This window comes from Gilliamella sp. Nev5-1 (assembly GCF_001690895.1).
GTDB classification, from domain to species: Bacteria; Pseudomonadota; Gammaproteobacteria; order Enterobacterales; family Orbaceae; genus Gilliamella; species Gilliamella apicola_C.
Genome location: NZ_LZHO01000025.1, coordinates 103671 through 124950 on the forward strand (window position 1 = coordinate 103671; position 21280 = coordinate 124950).

The following is a 21280-nucleotide window of genomic DNA, read 5'->3' on the forward strand; positions in this document are numbered from 1 at the left end:
GATCAATAATGAGTGATTATTCACAGCAAATCGCATTATTAGAATTAAAACTTAATAATGATCCTAATCGATGTTTACCTGCACAATTAGCAACCAAAGCATTAATAAAAGAAATTTGCTTATCACCTAAACCTGGATTAGTTGATATGAATAATAGCGGTGCACATCGTGATATGGATTTTCAAACCTTTGTCCAAAGTATTAAAGCTATTTGTATTTGGTTTGAGCGTTTTTATAAGTACGGTAAAAATTCCGCCAACTATGATAATCAACATTTTTTAGCAGGCATTAGACCAATTGGCATTGAGTGTGAACAAGCCATGTTTCGAGCAACCAATCAAATCAATACGCATAAGGGCGGTATATTTGCCTTTGGTCTATTAATGGGGGCTATTGGCAAATTAGAACAACTAGGATTACCAGTCAACACGCAAAGTATTTGCGATGAGGTCTCAGCAATTTGCCAAGGTATTGTCCAAAATGAGCTAAAGCAAAATATACAAGCAAATACTGTAGGCGAAAGGTTATTTAAACGCCACAATCTGACTGGTGCAAGAGGAGAAGCTGAATCAGGCTATGCAATAGTTAGAAATATCTCTCTTCCGATTTTTCAAAAAATGCAAAACAGTGGCTATGATGAAGAAACTTGCTTGCTACAAGCCATGTTGTACTTGCTTGCTTTTAATCAAGATACTAATGTCGTTTCAAGAGGAGGATTAGACGGATTGTATTTTGTTCAGCAAGAGGCGAAAAATCTTATTGATCAAGGTGGTATTATTCATTCTGACGGTCGAAAAAAATTATATCAACTTGATACCGAATTCATTAAACGTAATTTAAGTCCTGGCGGTTCGGCGGATTTAATTGCTATTACTTGGTTTTTGTCTGAGTATAACAAATAAGATAAACCAATAAGAAATAACCTTTATTTATGGGTATTAAAATAAAGGTATTTAATATTGTGCACAACTATTGAAGCAAACAGCTATTTAAGCAAATTTGGGGCTTTGATATCAGCCCCAATTTACCTTATAAAATATTGTGCAATTATTGGTTAATTACATAGCTCACCTTATGTGCTTCGGTTGGTAGCGGAACCTCCCATTTATTTAATAACCGCTGAATGGTTTTATTGGGCAAAGTCGTGTCACGTGCGGCATTACGGCGATACAACTCTTTTTCTGGTTGTTCAATATATACAATTTTCACGTTGGCATGATAAGCGTAGAGTAAATCGAGCGCTTTTTGTCGCATTTCTTGCGATAAATGGGTCGCATTCCAAATAAAAGGTTGTTTTACTCTTAACCACTGTTTTACCTTGGCTAAGACAAACTGTATAACCTGCCCTTCGTTTTCGCCATGCTTCAATTTTAGTTCAGATCTGGCATCATCATAAGACGCAACAGGCCATGTTGGATAATGTTTGCTTACCCAACTATTTTTACCTGAAGCGGGTAAACCAGCTAGCATAATTACTTCCGATCCTTCTTGGGGATATAACGCATAATCAGGTAAGACATTACTGCCCCGAAAATATTGAACCCGAGTATAATCATCCACAAATTGGCGAGGGTGATATAAACACCCTTCTTCAAGTACCAACTGTTTAAATAGCTCAACTTCATCAAGTGCTCTTTTTTTATCGGCACAAATGCGGCCTTCCATATCCGCTTTAGCTTGTAGGCATAACATCCAAATTGGTAGCTGCCACGATAAATGATGAATTAAATATTCAGGTGTTCTATTTTTTCGCTCTTCACTTAAAGCAAAAAAAGGGACTTGATGCACACTAATGATTCGGCAAATTTGCTCTCTTAAATCAAACGGTACGCCCATTCGCCATAATAATATGCGACTATAAATCTCGCCTTTTTTTGAGTGCCGAGGTTGGGTTATTTTACCTGTGATTTTATCAATCACCGTCGTTTCAGGCTTAGCTATATCATGCAATAAAGCCGTCATAAACAACACAAATTGTTCATCTTCTGTTGCATTAGCAAATTCACTCTGCCCCAATAACGCTCTGATAACCATTTGAGTGTGAATCCATACATTCCCTTCACCATGGTACATAACATCTTGAGGTGTAGTTAACAAACGGTTCAATTCAGGAATACAATTTAACCATGGGCTAAAATCACCCGTTGCTATGGTGTGTGTTATTTGCTGTTTTAATGCTGGATAATTCATACCTTTCCTCCATTTATCAATCTGCTATTCCAATTCACGGTTAATTGTGGTGTATAAAGCTCAACACCGTTGGCTAGTTGATTAGGAATAAACGGTTGTTCAGAGTGGTGTTGCCCTGCATCTAAAATCGCTTGCACAAAATCGTGTCTAACCCATTTGAGGCGATCAACTGTTTGTTCTTCCGATTCGATTTTTAGATATAATCCTTCCATAAAATCAGAATTATCACATTGCTGCCATGCTTTGGTTAAATCAAGTTTTTCGCGAGTTACAATTTTTTCAAAACAAGTTCGCCAATTAGCTGTTTTAGCCATAGATTCCTTAACCAAATTCAATAATTCACTTAATTTAGCTGGTGCCGATCCTGCAAATAAAACTGGCACCGATAAAACAGGACCATCTGCTAGTAATTGATGCCGTTTTATAGTAGATAAAAAACAGTTTTGTTGCCTATCCCAAATATCAAACTCGCAAAAATAATGAGGCAATGCGTCATAAAAAATTGCATGTTTTTTATGTAGCCATTCACCATAAAGAATATAGCGATCTTCTAATCGTTTTAATAGCCAATATTCATGCACGCAAGCCCAGCGCCTTAACAGATTAAATTGGCGTTCTCGTGACCCCCCCATTAAATAATGCCCTCTAGATTGAAGTAATAGTTCTCCGCTGGCTGAAAAGCTAATAGCACAATTAGCGCCGTCTAACTTTTCTTCAACAACGATATGTTGACCAACTAATTGATTATAAGGGCGTTGTCCATGTTCACTATCACCAAATTGTAAGCGAGAGCCTTCTAGGTGTGGTGTTCGTGGGTATTTAATTAATTCTAAATTTTGAATATAAGATTCCATTGTCATCACGTTTTCTCCAAAAAGTAAGGGAAAACCGACAAGGCAAAAAATCTATAGATTGAATTGTAATAAAAGCGCTTAGGTAATACCTAGCAAAAGACAATATAATAGAGAATACCGTGTCGGCATTAAGATAAAGTGTTAACTACAGGCATTTTGCCATCTCGCTATAATAAAAATTCAGGTTAAAAAACGGCATTATTATCAAAAGTTGTTTATGCTTTGTCAAGTTTAATTATAATAAATAATCATTTATGGAAATAACTAATTATAAGTTATTTGTTTTTTTTAATACAAATAAAATCAAAATTATATCTAACTGTTTTTGCAACAGCCCTTTATCAGCTCTGGGCTAATTCTAATGCCAGATTAATGACTATCTTCACCTTTAGATGTTATGAAAAATTGGAATGTTTTTCTATAAAACAGTTAGACATTTAATTAATTTTATTGAATTTTTTATGATTTTTAATAAAATTAGATACTTATAGTTCGTTTTTTTGGGATTTTATATTTAAGTAAAGTCTATATGGATACGGTTAAGCTCGAACGTTTTAACCTTTGGGAAAATAAATAATACTAGTATCAACATCCGAAACCTTACCAAACAAAATACCTTTAAAATTTACCCTTTTAATGCCAACCATGCCTGTGCGTCGTCGAACGGGAGCGTTTTTTTGACTTTCAGTCATTAAAGCGCAAGGTCGCAGTCATACCTGTTCAGCGCCCAACTGAGCAGGGGCTGGGTTCTTTGTTAGATTGCCTCTATTTGCACCAGAAGCGCCCCCGTGCCCTAAGGATTAAGAACTAAAAAAACTAAGGTGCGGTGCAAACAGCATAATAGCCGAAGGTGGCTCCTATGTTATTGCTATTGACGTAGCCAGTGTCCGAGTAGATATAGAACTGACGGTTAGATATGGCATTACTCATCCAGTAACCATAGTGGGAGTGGGTACTGTAGGCGAAGTCCGCATCAGCATAATGCGACATGTAGCCCCACTCTGTGAAAAATCCAGCTCCAATTCGACGCTGGTAATTATTATCAGCTGAAGACGGCGTGGCGCCAGAAATAGGAACACTAGCTGTTCTGACTGCATTGGTTAAATCTCTTATCTGCGAAAGACGATACCCCAAACGACTACACCATGTTGTTTGAGCTGGGGCTGTATCGTATTTACCTCCTCGGTTAACAAACCACTGCTTTAACACAAATCCATACCTCACCACTACATTATTACTACGATCCTTTCCCACTAACTCAAAGGTCTTCGGTAACCTTGGCTTAGCTATTCGATTAGGATTAGGATTGCTCCATTGATTTCTTGCCTCTGGGCCTGTTAGTTTAACTCGAGCTACGGCTTTTCCCTTATCCAAATTAGGAATCCATCTATCATTAGGTACAACATTTGTCACTGTTGCAGTAATTCCCTCATGCGTGACTGGTTCCCATTTCAATTCATTTATATCTACTCCACTTATGAGTAAATCAAAATATAAATTATGCGCACCTGTAGTTGGGAAATTTAAATCGTAAGATGATGAACTTGTAGATTGAGTTAGAAAACCCTTAATAGGACTCCATATGCTAGATGGGCCAGCGAATATAGGATTGTCGTTAGAATCGATGCCAGTCGTACCACCATATAGCAAATTCGGCCTGACCGAACAAATAACTGGTTGTGACGGCGGAGTGATATAATACACCGCGGTACCTTCACTGAAAGTACTACTTTTTGGCACGCCATACTGCGTTGCTAAACTACCTACAGTACTACTTAATGTTATCTTATAAGGTGCCTTACAAATATCTAATGCATCACGACGACTAATGGTATTACTATTTTTATCCGCAAATGATACCGATATATGCCCCATTGCCGTTACCTGATTATCACCATCATCATCGCCCCATTTACCTTGTGCCACCAAATCATTTAAGCTCACTGAATCAGCTGGTTGGGCTATCATATCGATATTAGCCAAAGTATCCCCTATGTTAGGTAACTCAATTGGCACTGTCGGTGATGAAGGATTATTTTGCGGTGTGAATGTTCGTCCATCTGATAATTTAATAGTTAATAAGTCATCTGTTTTAGTCACTTTAGTAACACCGCCATCAAAAGTTAAATAAGGCGCAGTACCGTGAATGCGATCAGAAGTAGTAGCCGATAAGGCCTGCGATTCTAAGGAGTACGGCAATAACAATAATAGCGCTAATGCCAATGGAATTTTTGAAAATAATTTTATGGATAATTTCGAAGATATAAATGAGTTCCGTGCGAAAACTCGTCGAATAGGGTTATTAGATAAATTTAAGACGTAGACTTGCCTTGTGCCTTGTGCCTTGTGCCTTGTGCCTTGTGCCTTGTGCCTTGTGCCTTGTGCCTTGTGCCTTGTGCCTTGTGCCTTGTGCCTTGTGCCTTGTGCCTTGTGCCTTGTGCCTTGTGCCTTGTGCCAAAAATGATACTGCATTACGTTCCTCGCGTCAAGTAATATTTTGTTTATTTAGATTTTTTATAATTATTCGCTTATTTTCCTATAGCATTAGCAGTATAGCCATTAAAAAAATAGTTGGCTAGCTTTTTGGCGGGCTTTTTTGTAAAGAAATGTAAAGATGAAAACGATTCAGTTTTAGAGATAGGTGAATTTTTTAATTAAAATATGGTGTTATGTTTCGGTCATTTTGAGATTTGGTGGAATTATTAATATCTACGCCTACATTTCAGCCCATCCTATTTAGTGTAATAACTTTGCTTAGTTATCATCACATTTTAACACTATGATAAGGCAAGTATATTATCCTTACGATGTTGTGTGGTTTTCTCTCTAAAAACACTCGGCTATACCATTGATTTTATTTAAGTTTTAATAAAACAATTCGATTGTAGCAAACCGAAATGTTGTTTAGTTGTAGTAGTTACGGATGTTTTAGCGTTTGATGGAATGATTAATATCGGTGATAACATCTGCTCCAAACATCCTTGTTTGGCGTACTACCTTGCTTAGCTGTCGCATATTCTAACGCCAAAATAAGGTAGATATATTGGCATTTGGGTGCTATAAAAGCTGTTTTTTCCTGTGTTACTAGTGCCAACAACTAAACAAAAGCTCAAATAGGTATATTTTCAAAGTTATATTTTATCTGAGACAGATAAAAAGCTATTTTCCTAAACGTTTATATAGCCTTTCTGGGCGACCAATTTTGCCGTGATTAAGCTCGACCGTTAATAATTTTATTTGAACACAATACTCTAAGTATCGTCTGGCAGTTGTTTTACTAATATTGGCTTTTTCAACTATTTCATCAACGGTTAGTACGTTATCGGTCTGCATAAAAATGTCTTTCACTTTCTGTAAAGTGATTTCTTCAATACCTTTTGAGTGTCGATTCATGTTCACAAAGTCTTTTGTTTGTAAATTGAAAAGCTCATCAATTTTTCGTTGGTTGACATGTTTTTGTAGGCTTTGTCGATACAAAAAGAGTTCAAAACGTTCAAGTGAATGTTTTAAACGTTGGTAAGAAACTGGCTTAATCAAATAATCAAAAGCACCGTAACGAATGGCTTTACTACACGTTTCCATATCACTTGCTGCTGTAATAAAAATTACATAACAATCTAAATGATTATTAATAATATATTCAAATAATTCAATTCCTTTGCCATCAGGCAAATAATTATCCAGTAAAATCAATGTTGGTTTGAGTCTTTCAACCATGATTTTAGCTTCTTCTAGATTGGAAGCAATACCTATGACTTTAACTCTTGTATCTTTTTGAATAAATTCTGCATTTAACTCAGCTAGTATTGGCTCATCTTCGATAATAAGCACTTTAATGACATCTTCTTGAAACTCGTTCATATAATTACCTTTTATTATTTAGGGATAAATACAGAAAAAATGGTTCCATAGGGAATATTATCTTCAAACGTAATATAACCATTGGCTTTTTTTATGTAAGTTGAAACAAGGTGTAAACCAATACCATGTTCTTTACCCTCTTGTGATGTGACACCGGGTTCAAAAATTGAATTACGAATACTTTTATCAACACCACAACCTTGATCAGTCACTTCTAATACAATTTCGTCTGTTGCATCACTAAGATATAAATAAATTGTTTTATCTCCAAGATCATTTTTCAAACTCGCATTAAAAGCATTATCAAGCAAGTTACCTAAAATTGACATAAATTCTGTTTCAGCCATAAGTAAGGGTAATTCACTTAATTGGCATGCAGGATCAAATATTAAATTTAAGCCTAGCTCATGCGCTTTTGAATATTTACCGATTAATAAACCACATACAGCTGGAACCTTAAAATGCTCCGTAATAAAATCTAGATTGCTTTGATTATCTGCAGAATGTAATGCAATAAAAGATTGAGCTTCTTCATACCGTTTCATATAAATTAAACCAGATAATGTTGCCAACCAATTAAGATGCTCATGCCTTAATGCACGTAAATTATCAACATACTGCTTCACTTGTGTTAATTGCATACTTAATATATTAATATCGTCAAAGTTACGGAAAGTAATAACCCAACCTTGAATTTTATCATCGATCACCACGCGAACTTTGTTCGCAATCACGATAATATTATTGAAATAACAAATATGATCGTGTATGTCTTCTGTTTGACTTTCATTTCTAAAAATAAAATCGGTTGATTGAATAAACTCGCTTAAATTATGTTTATGTAGCTCATCATCACTGATTTTAATATCCAACATAGTGCGAGCTGATTGATTAATATTGATAATGTTATAACTCAGATCGATTGCAATAACACCTTCAAAAATAGATTCCATAATCGATTTTTGGCTTTTTACCAGTAATGCAATTGCTTTAGGCTCTAAATTAAACATCTGTTTTTTTATTGCTTTTGAAAAAAAATAAGAAAAAATAAATAACGCTAAAAACAATAACGAACAACAAATAATAAATGGTATAACTTGTTGTATATGCAATGCATTAATATCATCAATCATATAACCGACTGAAACAATACCTATAATTTTACCGTTATCAACGATCGGCGCTTTACCTCTTAATGCTAAGCCAAGAGAACCCTCACTAATTGTAATGCTACTATTACCACTAAGAACCTCCTTATTATCGCCACCAATCATAGGCGAGTGTAAAGGGCTATTAGCCGTATGGAATAGACGATTAGCCTTTGCATCACCAATAACAATATAGCTAGCATCACTTTGTTCAAATATATCTATGATAAGATCAGCTATTTTTGAAGTATCTTTATCTTTGACATATTGAATTAAACTTGGTAAAACAGATAGCTCTTTTGCTTGGATTTGAGCTTTTTCGCCCAGGCTACGATATAAATTAGTTTCTATCGTATTCCAAATATAGCTCTGTAATAACGCAAGCACAATCAACGAAAAAAACAGCAGCGATAAAAAAAGTTTTTTTGTAAACGATAACTGAATTTGTTTTCGCATTTTACATTTGCTTCTCAAATTAAATTAAAACAATTCTAACATAGCATTAAAAAACATATAGCCGTTAAAACCATAAAAACCACAGTTAATTTATGATTTATATCACAAAAAAATTATTAATTTTTTGTAAAGATACGCCCATTAAATTTGAATAAGTAAAATCATTTTGGAGAAAAAAATAAATGGCGGATTTTAAGTCACTTGAAAATAAACGTAATCAAAAAGAATCAACGAGTAAGTCCTTTGAAGAAAGGCTAACAGGTTGGCCATATAATTGGTGGCGCCTAATGGACAACTATAAAATTGGTGTCATTCCATTACCATTATTTATTATTGCCGGCATCCTTATCTTTAGTGAAGTATTAGTAACTGGTAAATTGCCTAGCGAAATTGTTGTCATGGTAGTGACTTGTGCTTTTTTTGGTTTTTTATGTGGTGAAATCGGTAAACGCTTACCAATCGTTGGGAAAATGGGTGCAGCAGCAATTTGTGCAACCTTTATTCCATCAGCGTTAGTTTATTATGGCATTCTTCCTAAGCCAGTTGTTGAAGCTACAACAAAATTCTATAAAGATACCCATATTCTGTATTTATATATTTGTTGTATCATTGTGGGCAGTATTATGAATATGGATAAGAAAACCCTTATTCAAGGCTTCTTAAAAATCTTCGGCCCAATGGTCTGTGGTGAAATTGTTGGTATGCTTGTTGGTGTTGGTGTTGGTTATTTACTTGGTTTAACGCCATTTGAAACATTTTTCTTCTTAGTATTACCTATTATGGCTGGCGGTGTTGGTGAGGGAGCGATCCCACTTTCAATTGGGTATGCATCAATTTTAGGTATGGAGCAAGGCGAAGCACTTGGGCGCGTATTACCAATTGTTATGTTAGGTGGTTTAACGGGTATTATCTGTGGCGGTATTTTAAATCGCATCGGTAAAGCTTATCCACACTTAACAGGTAACGGTCGATTATTGCCAGCATCTGCAGATGATGAAGTTATGGATAAAAAAGCTACTAAAACTGAATCTATTATTGATGTAACAACCTTTGCTTCAGGTGTATTGTTAGCCGCTATCCTTTATATGGTTGGTATGATTGGGCATAAAGTAACGGGCATTCCTGCACCAGTAGGAATGTTATTTGCTGCAGTTTTTGTTAAACTAATTTCTGGTGTTTCGCCTAAAGTATTAAGTGGTTCACAAGTTGTTTACAAATTTTTCCAAACCTCAGTTACCTATCCAATTTTATTTGCGGTAGGTGTGGCAATTACACCATGGGATAAAATTGTTGCAGCTTTCACTATTACAAACTTAATTGTTATTGTTTGTACTGTTGTTAGCCTAGTTACCACTGGTTTCTTTGTTGCTAAAAAACTTGGTATGTATCCTGTTGATGCTGCTGTTATTTCTTGTTGTCAAAGTGGTCAAGGTGGAACGGGTGACGTGGCAATCTTAACTGCTGCAGAACGTATGGAACTTATGCCGTTTGCACAAATTGCAACTCGTATTGGTGGTGCAATTAATGTATCAGTATCATTACTTATTCTCGGCAATTTCTTAGTATAGATTTTACATATTAAAAAACAACCTTGGTTTATACTAAGGTTGTTCATTTTTATTTAATATTTACAATTAACAAAATAGCTTTTAAGGAGTTTTCATGAAGCTTGTCAGTTATCTTGTCTCTGGTAGAGCAAGTTTTGGTCTTCTTACTCACAACGGTATTGTTGATTTAAAGCAAAAATTAGGTGATAAATATGCCGATTTAAAATCACTACTTGCCGATAAAGAAGGACTATCTATTGCCAAAACCTACCTTAATGCCCCAAGTGACATTGATGAACAAGACATTACTTATTTACCCGTTATTCCAAATCCAAATAAAATCTTGTGTGTTGGTATGAACTATGCCGAAAAACGAGCAGAATTTAATGAAACCAGTTCAGCACCAACGCTTTTTGTTCGTTTCCCTGATTCTCAAACAGGTCATAAAACCAACATTATTAAACCAGCTATTACTAATGAGTTGGATTATGAAGGAGAATTAGCTATTATTATAGGTAAAGCGGGTTTTCGCATTAAGCAAGAAGATGCGTTATCATATGTAGCTGGCTATAGCTGTTATATGGATGGTTCTATTCGCGATTGGCAATATACTTGGTTTACCGCAGGTAAAAACTGGCCTAGCACTGGTGCTTTCGGTCCATGTATTACAACAAGCGATGAAATTCCTGATCCAAAAGTATTATCTTTAACTACTTATTTAAATGGCGAGCAAATGCAACATGATTCAGTTAGAAATCTTGTGCATACTGTGCCTGAATTAATTTCTTATATTAGTGCTTTTACCCATTTATCTCCGGGTGATGTTATTCTTACTGGATCACCTGGTGGAGTTGGTAAAAAACGTAATCCTCCAGTATTTATGAAAGATGGCGATACAATTGAAGTCGAAATTACAGGAATTGGTCGACTAACTAATTATGTAGTAGCTGAATAGAGGTAAATTTATGTACGATTTAGTTGATTATGCCGTTGTTGATATTTCTAAAGCGGAACAAGATTATCAAGAAATTAAACAGTTGTTATCTTGCTCTGATCTTGATCTGGATTCACAAGTTACTGTTTTTATGGTAGCTAAAATCAATGAACAAATTATTGCTTGTGCAGGTATTGATCGCAATATTATTAAATGTGTTGCTATTGATCCTAATTATCGTGGCAATCAACTAAATCTAACCTTGATGGATCATGCAATAAAATATGCCAATGAAAACGGCTATTTCCATCTTTTTTTGTATACAAAACCTGAAAATATAGATTTCTTTAAAGGATGTGGGTTTTATCCTATTGTTGAAATAACAGATCTTGTTGTCCTAATGGAAAACAATCCAGTTGGAATAAGACAATATTGTAAACAGCTAAGCACGCAACAAAAAGAAGGGAGCAAAATCGGTAGCATTGTTATGAATGCTAATCCTTTCACTAAAGGCCATCAATATCTTATTCAATATGCTGCAAGTCAATGTGATTGGTTGCATGTTTTTGTCGTCAATGAAAATGCATCGCTATTTTCATTTGATACACGTTTGAAGTTAGTTAAAGATGGTACTAAACAGATAAAAAATGTTACGGTGCATGCAAGTTCTCCTTATATTATCTCAAGAGCAACATTTCCAACTTATTTTCTAAAAGATAAGACAAAAATCGATCAGGCCTATATGGGTATCGATCTGCTTATATTTCGAAATTATATTGCTCCAGCACTTAATATTAACTATCGATTTGTTGGAACTGAACCCTATGACGAAGTAACTAAGGCTTATAATGAAGCAATGGCTTATTGGCTTGAAGATAAAGCAGTTAGTAACCACTCAGCAATTACTTTTGTTGAAGTTCAACGAATAGCCGAAGGTGACACTATTGTATCAGCTTCATTAGTAAGAAAATTATTGGCATCAGTGCAATATGAAGAGGTAAAAAAACTAGTTCCATCTACTACTTGGGATTACCTTTCAGCTAATTTGGATAAATTTAAAATTTAATACGTTTTAAAAGGTAAAAAAATGAAAATACAAAAAGAAGCCATGGCAGGGACTCTTGAATCAAGTGATTTGTTAGTCAAAGTCATGCCAAACGCGGGAATTGAAATTGTTATTAATAGTGATGTTAATAAACAATTTGGCGATCAAATCCGCGCGGTTGTTGAACAAACTTTAAATGAGCTTAATGTCACTGATGGTTTAATCATTATCGATGATAAAGGTGCACTGGATTGTGCTATTAAAGCAAGAATTCAATGTGCGGTATTACGTGGCGCAGAAGAAGAAAACTTAGATTGGAGTAAATTACTATGAAAAAATTACGTCGAAGTATGCTATTTCTTCCAGGTGCAAACGCTGCCATGTTGTCGACTTCGTTTGTTTATAAACCTGATTCAATTATGTTTGATCTTGAAGACGCCGTTTCAATTAAAGAAAAAGATTCAGCTCGTTTATTAGTTGCCCAAACATTACTGCTTCCTGTGTATAAAGAACACGGAATTGAAACAGTAGTTCGAATCAATGCACTTGATACTCCATTTGGCTTAAAAGACCTTGAGGCAGTAGTAAGAGCTGGCGTTGACGTTGTGCGCTTACCAATGACTAACTGTGCCGAAGATATCCATGAGTTAGAAGCACACGTTGAAAGAATCGAAAAAGAGTGTGGACGCGAAGTTGGTAGCACCAAATTAATGGCTGCAATTGAATCGGCTCAAGGTGTAGTTAATGCTGTTTCTATTGCTAAAGCTTCTCCACGTTTAATTGGTATTGCGTTAGCGGCATTTGATTATCTTGTTGACATGCAAACTGAGCGAGGTGATGGAACAGAGTTATTCTATGCTCGTTGTGCAGTACTACATGCAGCGCGTGTAGCCAAAATTGATGCTTTTGATGTGGTTTATTCTAATGTTAATGATGATGAAGGTTTCTTAAAAGAAGTCAGCCTAATCAAAAAATTAGGTTATAACGGTAAATCACTGATTAATCCAAGACAAATTGAGTTACTACATAACGCATATGCGCCAACAGCAGCTGAAGTTGAACACGCCCAAAAAGTGGTTGAAGCAGCAGAAGAAGGTGAAAGAAAAGGTCTTGGCGTTATCTCTCTAAACGGCAAAATGATTGATGCACCGATTATTGCTCGTGCTAGAAAAGTTATTGAGCTAGCCAAGTATTCTGGTGTACGTAAAGAAATTTGATAGGATTGAAAAATGACTACTTCCATAAATAAAAAAATTGATGATTTGCTTAAACAGCACCCTGATCTCAAGAATATCACGCCATTTATTGACGCTAATGCCACGACTCCATATTTAAAAGATGAATCTAAATATACGCGTAAATTGTGTGACTCTATTGAACAAGCAATCAAAAAATGTGAATTACGTGATGGTATGACCATTTCTTTCCATCATGCATTTCGTGAAGGCGATAAAGTTATCAACAAAGTAGTTGAAACTATTAGCAAATTAGGGATTAAAAATTTAACATTAGCATCAAGCTCACTATTAAGCTGTAATGCTGCACTTATTCCTCATATAGAGTCAGGTGTGGTTACTAAAATTTATACCTCTGGTTTACGCGGTAAATTAGCCGATGCGATTTCTCATGGTTTAATGGAAAATCCTGTCCATATCCATTCTCATGGCGGGCGTGTAAAACTTATCCAAAGCGGTGAAATTAATATTGATATCGCATTTTTAGCTGTATCGACAGCGGATGAGCAAGGTAATGCTAATGGTGTATCAGGCAAATCACAATGTGGTGCTCTTGGTTATGCGATGGTTGATGCACAATTTGCTAAAAAAGTGGTACTACTGACTGAAGATATTGTTGGATATCCTAACCATCCAGCAAGTATTCGCCAAGATCAAGTTGACTATATCGTTAAAGTTGATGAGGTGGGTGATCCAACTAAAATCAGTGTGGGTGCAGCGCGTATCACTAGCAATCCACGCGAACTGATGATCGCTCGTTATGCAGCTGATGTTATTGAACATTCAGGCTATTTCAAAGATGGTTTTTCAATTCAAACTGGTTCGGGTGCATCGTCAACTGCGGCAACGCGTTTCCTTGAAAATCGTATGCGTGCGAAAAATATCACTGCATCATTTGCATTAGGTGGTATTACCGCAAGTATTGTTGATCTTCATGAAAAAGGATTAGTTAAACGTTTATTAGACACTCAAAGCTTTGATGGCACAGCTGGACAATCTTTAGGTAAAAATAAAGATCATATTGAAGTATCAACCAACGTTTATGCGAATCCGGCATCAAAAGGGGCGAGCGTTGATGAACTTGATATTGTTATTTTAAGTGCTTTAGAAATTGACCTTAATTACAATGTCAACGTATTAACGGGTTCTGACGGCGTTATGCGTGGTGCGTCTGGCGGTCACTGTGATACTGCTGCTGGTGCCAACTTAACAATTGTTGTTGCTCCACTTATTCGTAGCCGTATTCCAACGGTAATTAAAAAGGTAACAACATTAGTTACTCCTGGTGAAAGCGTTGATGTGCTAGTAACTGACCATGGTATTGCAGTTAATCCTAATCGTCCAGAAATTGCTGAACGTTTAAAAGCAGCTAATTTACCAATTATGAGCATTGAAGAGCTTTATCAACGTGCTGTATCTTTAACTGGTGAGCCAAAACCAATCGAGTTTAAAGATAAAATTGTTGGTATTGTCCATTTCCGCGACGGTTCAGTTATTGATGTCGTGCGTGAAGTTAAAGATTAATTTTAATCTTTATTAATATAGTAATAGCCTGACATGTAAAAGTGTCATGCTATTACTTTTTCTATCCAATGAAAAAAATGCAAATTAAATTCGATGATGGCACTCCTATTACCCTTGAGCAAATGCTACTAGCCAAGGAAAAGCGAGTTGAAAACCAAAAGAATGCAATGACATGCTATAAATATCCGATCATATCATTAAGCATAGTTATTCCTGGTCCAATAAAAAACAGTAGCGGAGCCCGTTATCTTTTTGACGAAGCAATTACAGCTTTACATCACTGTTTTTTACAAAACGATATAACAATAATCAATGAAGATCATTTTCATTACATCACTGGTTCAGAAGCAATTATAGCAATTAAATGTTCAGCTAAAACCCTTAAAAAATATTGTATTGAAGTTGAAAATAATCATCCCTTAGGGCGTTTGTGGGATATTGATGTTATTGACATTGTTACACAAAATAGCCTGTCACGTTCACAATTCGAAAATCAACCAAGACAATGTTTGGTCTGCAATGAAGAGGCAAAAATTTGTGGTAGAGCTAAACGGCATTCAATCGATGAAATTTTTACCGAGATAAAAAAGAAGATAGAAAATTTCAAAAAAAATAAAACATTACTTTAACAAAATTGCAAATAATGGATTGATGAAATAACATTACAGCATTATGTCATCAATCCTTTTTTAATCTAAAAATTTAATTAAATTGTTTCAAGTGCTTGCTGTAAATCAGCCAGTAAATCAGTAATATCTTCTAAACCAACTGAAATACGTAATAGCTGATCTGAAATACCCGCTGTTTTTCGTGCTTCAGCACTAATACCTGAATGTGTCATTGTTGCAGGGTGGCAGACAAGGCTTTCAACGCCACCAAGTGATTGAGCTAATGTAATAATTTTAAGCGCTTTTAAAAATTTCGGCATTACATCGGCATCACCAGCCAATTCAAAACTTAGTAACGAACCAAACCCCTTTTGTTGTTCTTTAGCAATATTATGCCCAAGATTAGATGGTAAAGAGGGATGAAAAACTTTTGCTATTTTTGGGTGATTAACAAGAAACTCAACAACTTTTTGGGCATTTTTTTGTTGCAAATTAACTCGAGCAGCAAGAGTCCGTAATCCACGCAATAACAGATAACTATCAAATGATGAAGTAAGCGTACCAATATTATTTGCCCACCATAATACTTCTGTAGCGAGTTGTTGATCTTTGAAAACTAAAATGCCAGCGAGTAAATCCGAATGCCCGTTTAAAAATTTGGTACAAGAATGGGTAACCATATCAGCACCAAGCTCTAATGGTTTTTGCAAAATAGGCGTCATAAAGGTATTATCGACTAAAACCAAAGCGCCAATGTTATGTGCTTGCTGCGCAATTTCTTTAATATCTACAACTCGGAGCAAGGGATTGCTTGGCGTTTCAATTAATACTAATTTAGGATGTAAACTCAATGCTTCTTGCAATGCGGCTGGGTCAGATTGATCAACGAATTTTACTTTAAAGTAGCCTTTTTGGCTTAAACTATTAAAAAGCCGATAGCTGCCACCATAACAATCATGAGGAGCAACAACTACATCGTTTGGTGTTAATAAGGCAACACTAACAAGGTGGATGGCAGACATACCGCAGTTAGTTAAAATAGCATCTGCGCCACCTTCTAATTTTGCAACGGTTTGCTCGACTAAGCGACGGCTCGGATTTGCTTTCCTTGCATAGTCAAACTCTCTTGGCTTAGCAAATTCTTCATAACGATAACAAGTAGATGGAGTGATAACTGGTACGACACTGCCATATTGCTCATCAGTATTGAGTCCACCACGAACAGCAATGGTTCCTTGGCTTAATTTGTTAAATTGATTAGCCATAATAACCTTCCTCTAAATAGCACTTTGTTTAGCTCAAGAATCGATTGTATAAGAATAACACATTCTAAAAAGACGTCAACATGTCTAGACGTCTAACTATCTTGGTGTGTAGATTGCAGCAAAATCAAAAAAACGTTAAAATTACCCACATTATTTATGATGTAATTTGGTGAAAATATTATGGAATGGAATGGCGAGTATATCAGCCCCTATGCAGAGCATGGCAAAAAAAGCGAGCAAGTAAAAAAAATCACAGTGTCGATTCCGTTAAAAGTATTAAAAATATTGACTGATGAGCGCACCCGCCGACAAGTTAATAATTTACGTCATGCAACAAATAGCGAATTATTATGTGAAGCTTTTCTTCATGCTTATACTGGCCAACCATTACCTTGCGATGATGATTTACAAAAAGATCGTGAAGACGGTATTCCTGAACAAGCTCAGAAAATGATGCGAGATTTAGGTATTGATCCTAACTTACTTGATGAGTAAGTGCCAACTAAATAATCAACAATACTTAAAATAATCAATATTCAAAAACAACAAAAGGCGCATTATGCGCCTTTTGTTTACTAAGCGTTATAAAATTATTTTTTACCGCCAACCATAGCAAAACGTTGCTTGAATTTATCTACACGTCCACCAGTTGCAACATCGCGTTGTTTACCAGTATAGAATGGATGACACTCACCACATACGTCAAGATGAATATCATGACCAATAGTCGAATGCGTTTTAATAACGTTACCACAAGAGCAAGTTGCGCTAATTGCAGTATATTCTGGATGGATACCTTCTTTCATAATAAACCTCTGTAGTCTGTTTGTGTCGCTATATAAATGGCTATAAAGCAGAATTTATACACCACACAAGTGTTAAAAAACATGATAAGGTTGCGAATTATACGACCAATGGCCGTTATAATCAAGTCATAAAAAAACAATCAGACTGATAGCTGACCTATTGTGACTTGCAGTTCAATTTTTTCACCATTTCGCAAAACTATAATGGGGACAATCGTTCCTGGTTTCAACTCAGCGATTTGATCCATTGTTTCCACAATAGATTTAACTGGCTTATTATTTACCATAATTAAGATATCATTAGCTAGAACACCTGCTTGCAACGAAGGACCTTCTGTATTGGTAACTAAAATACCTAATACTATTGGCATATCACTTGGGTTTTGCGTTGGAGCAAATTCTAATCCATCAATACCTATATAACCGCGAATAATTTTGCCATCCTGAATCAATTTATTCATGATCTTTACAGCTAAAGAAGCTGGAATTGCAAATCCAATACCCTCAGGAATATCATTACCTAGGTTTTTTGCAAAGGTGAGGGTATTAATTCCCATTAATTCACCTTTGGTATTAACTAGCGCTCCTCCAGAATTACCATGATTAATTGATGCATCAGTTTGTATAAAATTCTGTCTTCTATACGGGCTTAACCCATCACGACCTGTAGCACTAATAATACCTTGTGTTATAGTTTGCCCTATATTGTAAGGATTGCCTATAGCTAACACAACATCTCCAATTTTGGGCTCACGCTGGGGATTAATGAGTATAGTTGGAATATTAGAGGCAGCTATTTTTAATACAGCAATATCAACAAGCTTATCAGAGCCTACTGATAAAGCCTCGAAAATTCGTCCATCTTGTAGTGCAACAATAATTTGTTCTGCATCCTCAACAACGTGATAGTTAGTAATAATATATCCCTGTTTACTCATAATTACTCCAGAGCCAAGCGGAGTAATTGGGCTATCTTGAGATGTTTGGGAAACAGAATTAATCGAACGACTATAAATGTTAACGACAGCTGGAGCAGCAACGTTGACAGCTCTAGAATAGCTTAGTGGACCATCGCTAAAAATTGATCCTGAAAAATTTACTTGATTTCCATTTCGTAACGTAGGAAAAACAATCAATAAGATAATAGCGAAAATAGTTCCAATTAATATTGACCATAGAATTTTCTTGAGCATTGGAATCAGAATGATAGAGGGAACAATGGTTAGAATTTTAACATATCTATATAAGGGTTAAAATGATGTTTTCATCGATGCCTAAACATCGATGAAATAAAGCAAAATAATTACCGTAAAATCAAATATAAGCGGCTATTGCCACGAATAATATTTAATGCAATTACAGATGGGCTACTATCAATAATTTTTCGAAGATCTGCAATGTTAGTTACTCTTTCTTTATTAACCCCAGTAATAAGATCTCCTTCTTGCAAACTAAGTCGAGATGCTGGCGAGTTTTTAATGAGTTTTTCTATTAAAACGCCTTTTTGCCCTTTAATTTCCCCATTACTAAGTGTTGCACCATCAAGAGCTGTATGAAGTGATTTTGCTTCGGTTACTGCCTCATCACTGTTTTTGAGTTTTACCTCAACAGACATTTTTTTACCATCTCGAATTAAGCCTAATGTTACAGTTCGCCCTGCGCCTGTTGTTGCAATCTTTGCACGTAATTGAGCAAAACTATCAATGGGTTTACTGTCCATCGAAATAATGATATCGCCAGATTTAATTCCTGCAGCCTGCGCTGCTGAATTTTCAATAACTTCACTAACAAAAGCACCCTTTTGAACATCAACATCAAATGCTTTTGCTATATCTGATGTTAGCTCATTCCCTTTGATGCCTAACACGCCACGTTTGACTTCACCAAATTCAATAAGTTGCGAAGTTAAGCTTTTCACCATATTACTAGGAATAGCAAACCCGATACCCACATTCCCACCGTTTGGTGCAATAATCGCCGTATTAATACCAACAAGCTCACCATTTAAATTAATAAGTGCGCCTCCAGAGTTCCCTTGGTTAATTGAAGCATCTGTTTGGATAAAATTTTCGAAACCATTCATATTAAGCCCACTGCGAGCCAAAGCTGAAATAATCCCAGAAGTAACCGTTTGACCAATGCCAAATGGATTACCAATCGCAACAGCGTAATCGCCAACACGCAAATTATCCGAATCCGCCAATTTAATTGCCGTTAATTTTTTTGCATCATCGATTTTAAGTAATGCAATATCACTTTGCGGATCTTTGCCAATTAATTTCGCTTTAAATTCATGTCCATCATTTAGAGCAACCGTAATTTTATCGGCACCATCAATAACATGATTATTGGTAACAACATAACCTTTTTCAGAATCAATAATCACACCTGATCCTAAACCTGTAAAAGATCTTGATTGACTATCAGGATAACCAAAAAATCGCCTAAATTCCTCTGGCATATTATTTTGCATTTGAGTAGTGCCTTCTACTTTGATACTAACAACGGAAGGCAATACCGTTTCTAGCATAGGCGCTAAACTGGGAAGCTGAGCATTGTTCGCAGTTGTCATAGAAGGAAAAGAAGCATAAGCATTCGGAAGTGTAGATAAACTTAGTCCTAAACTTAAAGCTAAAATACTTAGCAATTTTTTTCGATCTTTTAATGAATTAATCATCTTATAACTCTCGCTTTTACAAAAATTAATCTCTATAAAAATGCTTTGCCATTAATTAACGGCGTATTAAACTATAATTGTTAAGATTTATTTTCATCTGTTTTAAATAAACCAGATGAATTATCCGAATAATCTCTAGGTTGCTTATCAAGCGTAATTTCTTTTGTTTCATGGGGATTAGAACTAGAATCAAAATCCAAAGATGAAACGTTATCACTATCAATAAATTGACCAGAGCTTTCAGCCATATGTTGATAAAGACGGCGAAAATCGTTAGCCATACTATCCAATATCTCAGCACTATGAGAAAAATGTTTAGCAATCATTTGTTTTTGTGCTATTAATTCATCTTTTGCTTGTTCTAGCTCATGTTTAACTTTGGTATATTTACGAGCCTTAGGGCTAATAACATTTACAAAAATAAAACCAATAATAAAACCAATTACTAATCCAATTATAAGATAAGTAAGCATATCTTTATCCATTATTCACTCCTTATATCTTTAAGATATATAATTTTATAAAATTGAAAACTAATTATCAGCGCTTATTTTGCATGGTTAGCAAGTTTTATCAATTGTTTTTTTAACTTGTCTGGTGCATTTTCTGCTAATGCAGATAAAAACATTGCGCTTTTTTGTGTCATTGCGCTTGAAGCTAAAGATGACTTATCACTGTGATAATTGCTCTGTGGCCACCTCACCGAAATATCTGGATTAATCTGATATTGAATAGAAGATAAGGATGGTAAAATATTTTTTCGTATTTCAGATATTAAATTGCTTTGTTCATATTTCAATCTAGTTAACCAACAAGCTGAACTAACCTCTAAAATCAACATACCTTGACGATAGTTAGCAACTCGGCATTGTTGATTCAATGGTGAAGGCAATAAATCATAAATGACTTTAGCTAAAGAGCATAATGCATTAGTTCTATCTTGAATCTTAGACAGAGAAGAGGCTTGTGTCAAAATTGACGTCAACATTTGTGGTTCGTTATAACGCATAATTATGCCTTTTATTAAAAAATAATAATAACTAAAATACAAAAATATTTTTCCACCAATGTTTAAGTAATTTATCTTATTTGAATGAAAAAGTCCTTTAAAAAAAGAATATTTTCACTTA

General features: G+C 35.3%; 19 protein-coding genes and 1 pseudogene. 9 read left to right on the forward strand and 11 right to left on the reverse strand.

The features are described from left to right. Positions 1–8: 8 nt before the first annotated feature. A complete protein-coding gene (citG, locus tag A9G41_RS04015) occupies positions 9–902 on the forward strand; it encodes a triphosphoribosyl-dephospho-CoA synthase CitG (RefSeq protein WP_065582408.1) in 894 nt (297 codons plus the stop codon). A 145-nt stretch (positions 903–1047) separates the two neighbouring features. Here citG and A9G41_RS04020 read toward each other — a convergent pair whose 3' ends face one another. The 5 genes from A9G41_RS04020 to A9G41_RS04040 form a co-directional block, all read right to left on the reverse strand. Next, on the reverse strand, positions 1048–2190 hold the full coding sequence (locus A9G41_RS04020) for an AAA family ATPase (protein WP_065582407.1): 1143 nt from the start codon (positions 2188–2190) through the stop codon (positions 1048–1050). Continuing rightward, a complete protein-coding gene (locus tag A9G41_RS04025) occupies positions 2187–3050 on the reverse strand; it encodes an RNA ligase family protein (protein ID WP_176700446.1) in 864 nt (287 codons plus the stop codon). Before A9G41_RS04025 ends, A9G41_RS04020 begins: the two co-directional genes overlap by 4 nt. A gap of 810 nt (positions 3051–3860) precedes the next feature. Then, positions 3861–5516, reverse strand: coding sequence for a hypothetical protein (locus A9G41_RS04030; RefSeq protein ID WP_075539348.1), 1656 nt, complete (start codon positions 5514–5516; stop codon positions 3861–3863). Positions 5517–6203: 687 nt separating this feature from the next. Next, positions 6204–6905: a response regulator gene (locus A9G41_RS04035; protein ID WP_065582405.1), complete on the reverse strand. Its 702-nt coding sequence runs from the start codon at positions 6903–6905 to the stop codon at positions 6204–6206. 14 nt (positions 6906–6919) lie between these two features. Continuing rightward, on the reverse strand, positions 6920–8509 hold the full coding sequence (locus tag A9G41_RS04040) for an ATP-binding protein (protein WP_065582404.1): 1590 nt from the start codon (positions 8507–8509) through the stop codon (positions 6920–6922). Positions 8510–8784: 275 nt separating this feature from the next. Here A9G41_RS04040 and A9G41_RS04045 point away from each other — a divergent pair. The 7 genes and pseudogenes from A9G41_RS04045 to citX form a co-directional block, all read left to right on the forward strand. Further along, positions 8785–10077, forward strand: a pseudogene (locus tag A9G41_RS04045) (2-hydroxycarboxylate transporter family protein); the annotation flags it as partial. A 94-nt stretch (positions 10078–10171) separates the two neighbouring features. Further along, positions 10172–11011, forward strand: a complete 840-nt coding sequence (locus A9G41_RS04050; protein ID WP_065582403.1) for a fumarylacetoacetate hydrolase family protein — start codon at positions 10172–10174, stop codon at positions 11009–11011. A gap of 10 nt (positions 11012–11021) precedes the next feature. Continuing rightward, positions 11022–12056 (forward strand): [citrate (pro-3S)-lyase] ligase, encoded by a 1035-nt coding sequence (gene citC, locus A9G41_RS04055; protein WP_065582402.1) that lies wholly within the window; start codon positions 11022–11024, stop codon positions 12054–12056. A gap of 21 nt (positions 12057–12077) precedes the next feature. Then, positions 12078–12368 (forward strand): citrate lyase acyl carrier protein, encoded by a 291-nt coding sequence (gene citD, locus A9G41_RS04060; RefSeq protein WP_065582401.1) that lies wholly within the window; start codon positions 12078–12080, stop codon positions 12366–12368. Further along, positions 12365–13252, forward strand: coding sequence for a citrate (pro-3S)-lyase subunit beta (gene citE / locus A9G41_RS04065; RefSeq protein ID WP_065567640.1), 888 nt, complete (start codon positions 12365–12367; stop codon positions 13250–13252). Before citD ends, citE begins: the two co-directional genes overlap by 4 nt. 12 nt (positions 13253–13264) lie before the next feature. Beyond that, positions 13265–14794: a citrate lyase subunit alpha gene (gene citF, locus A9G41_RS04070; RefSeq protein ID WP_065582400.1), complete on the forward strand. Its 1530-nt coding sequence runs from the start codon at positions 13265–13267 to the stop codon at positions 14792–14794. 77 nt (positions 14795–14871) lie between these two features. Beyond that, a complete protein-coding gene (gene citX / locus A9G41_RS04075) occupies positions 14872–15423 on the forward strand; it encodes a citrate lyase holo-[acyl-carrier protein] synthase (protein WP_065582399.1) in 552 nt (183 codons plus the stop codon). A 77-nt stretch (positions 15424–15500) separates the two neighbouring features. Here the strand turns inward: citX and metB are convergent, their stop codons facing one another. Then, complete coding sequence (metB, locus tag A9G41_RS04080; protein WP_065582398.1) at positions 15501–16667, reverse strand: cystathionine gamma-synthase; 1167 nt, start codon at positions 16665–16667, stop codon at positions 15501–15503. Positions 16668–16844: 177 nt separating this feature from the next. Between metB and metJ the strand changes: the two genes are divergently transcribed. Further along, positions 16845–17162, forward strand: a complete 318-nt coding sequence (gene metJ, locus A9G41_RS04085) for a met regulon transcriptional regulator MetJ (RefSeq protein WP_065582397.1) — start codon at positions 16845–16847, stop codon at positions 17160–17162. A gap of 95 nt (positions 17163–17257) precedes the next feature. Here metJ and rpmE read toward each other — a convergent pair whose 3' ends face one another. The 5 genes from rpmE to A9G41_RS04110 form a co-directional block, all read right to left on the reverse strand. Next, positions 17258–17473, reverse strand: a complete 216-nt coding sequence (gene rpmE, locus A9G41_RS04090) for a 50S ribosomal protein L31 (protein WP_065567636.1) — start codon at positions 17471–17473, stop codon at positions 17258–17260. Between the two features lie 140 nt (positions 17474–17613). Beyond that, a complete protein-coding gene (degS, locus tag A9G41_RS04095) occupies positions 17614–18666 on the reverse strand; it encodes an outer membrane-stress sensor serine endopeptidase DegS (RefSeq protein WP_065582396.1) in 1053 nt (350 codons plus the stop codon). A 110-nt stretch (positions 18667–18776) separates the two neighbouring features. Then, on the reverse strand, positions 18777–20150 hold the full coding sequence (locus A9G41_RS04100; RefSeq protein WP_065582395.1) for a Do family serine endopeptidase: 1374 nt from the start codon (positions 20148–20150) through the stop codon (positions 18777–18779). An 80-nt stretch (positions 20151–20230) separates the two neighbouring features. Continuing rightward, positions 20231–20635, reverse strand: coding sequence for a YhcB family protein (locus tag A9G41_RS04105; protein WP_065582394.1), 405 nt, complete (start codon positions 20633–20635; stop codon positions 20231–20233). A 62-nt stretch (positions 20636–20697) separates the two neighbouring features. Next, a complete protein-coding gene (locus A9G41_RS04110) occupies positions 20698–21159 on the reverse strand; it encodes a DUF721 domain-containing protein (protein WP_065582393.1) in 462 nt (153 codons plus the stop codon). Between the last annotated feature and the right edge of the window lie 121 nt (positions 21160–21280).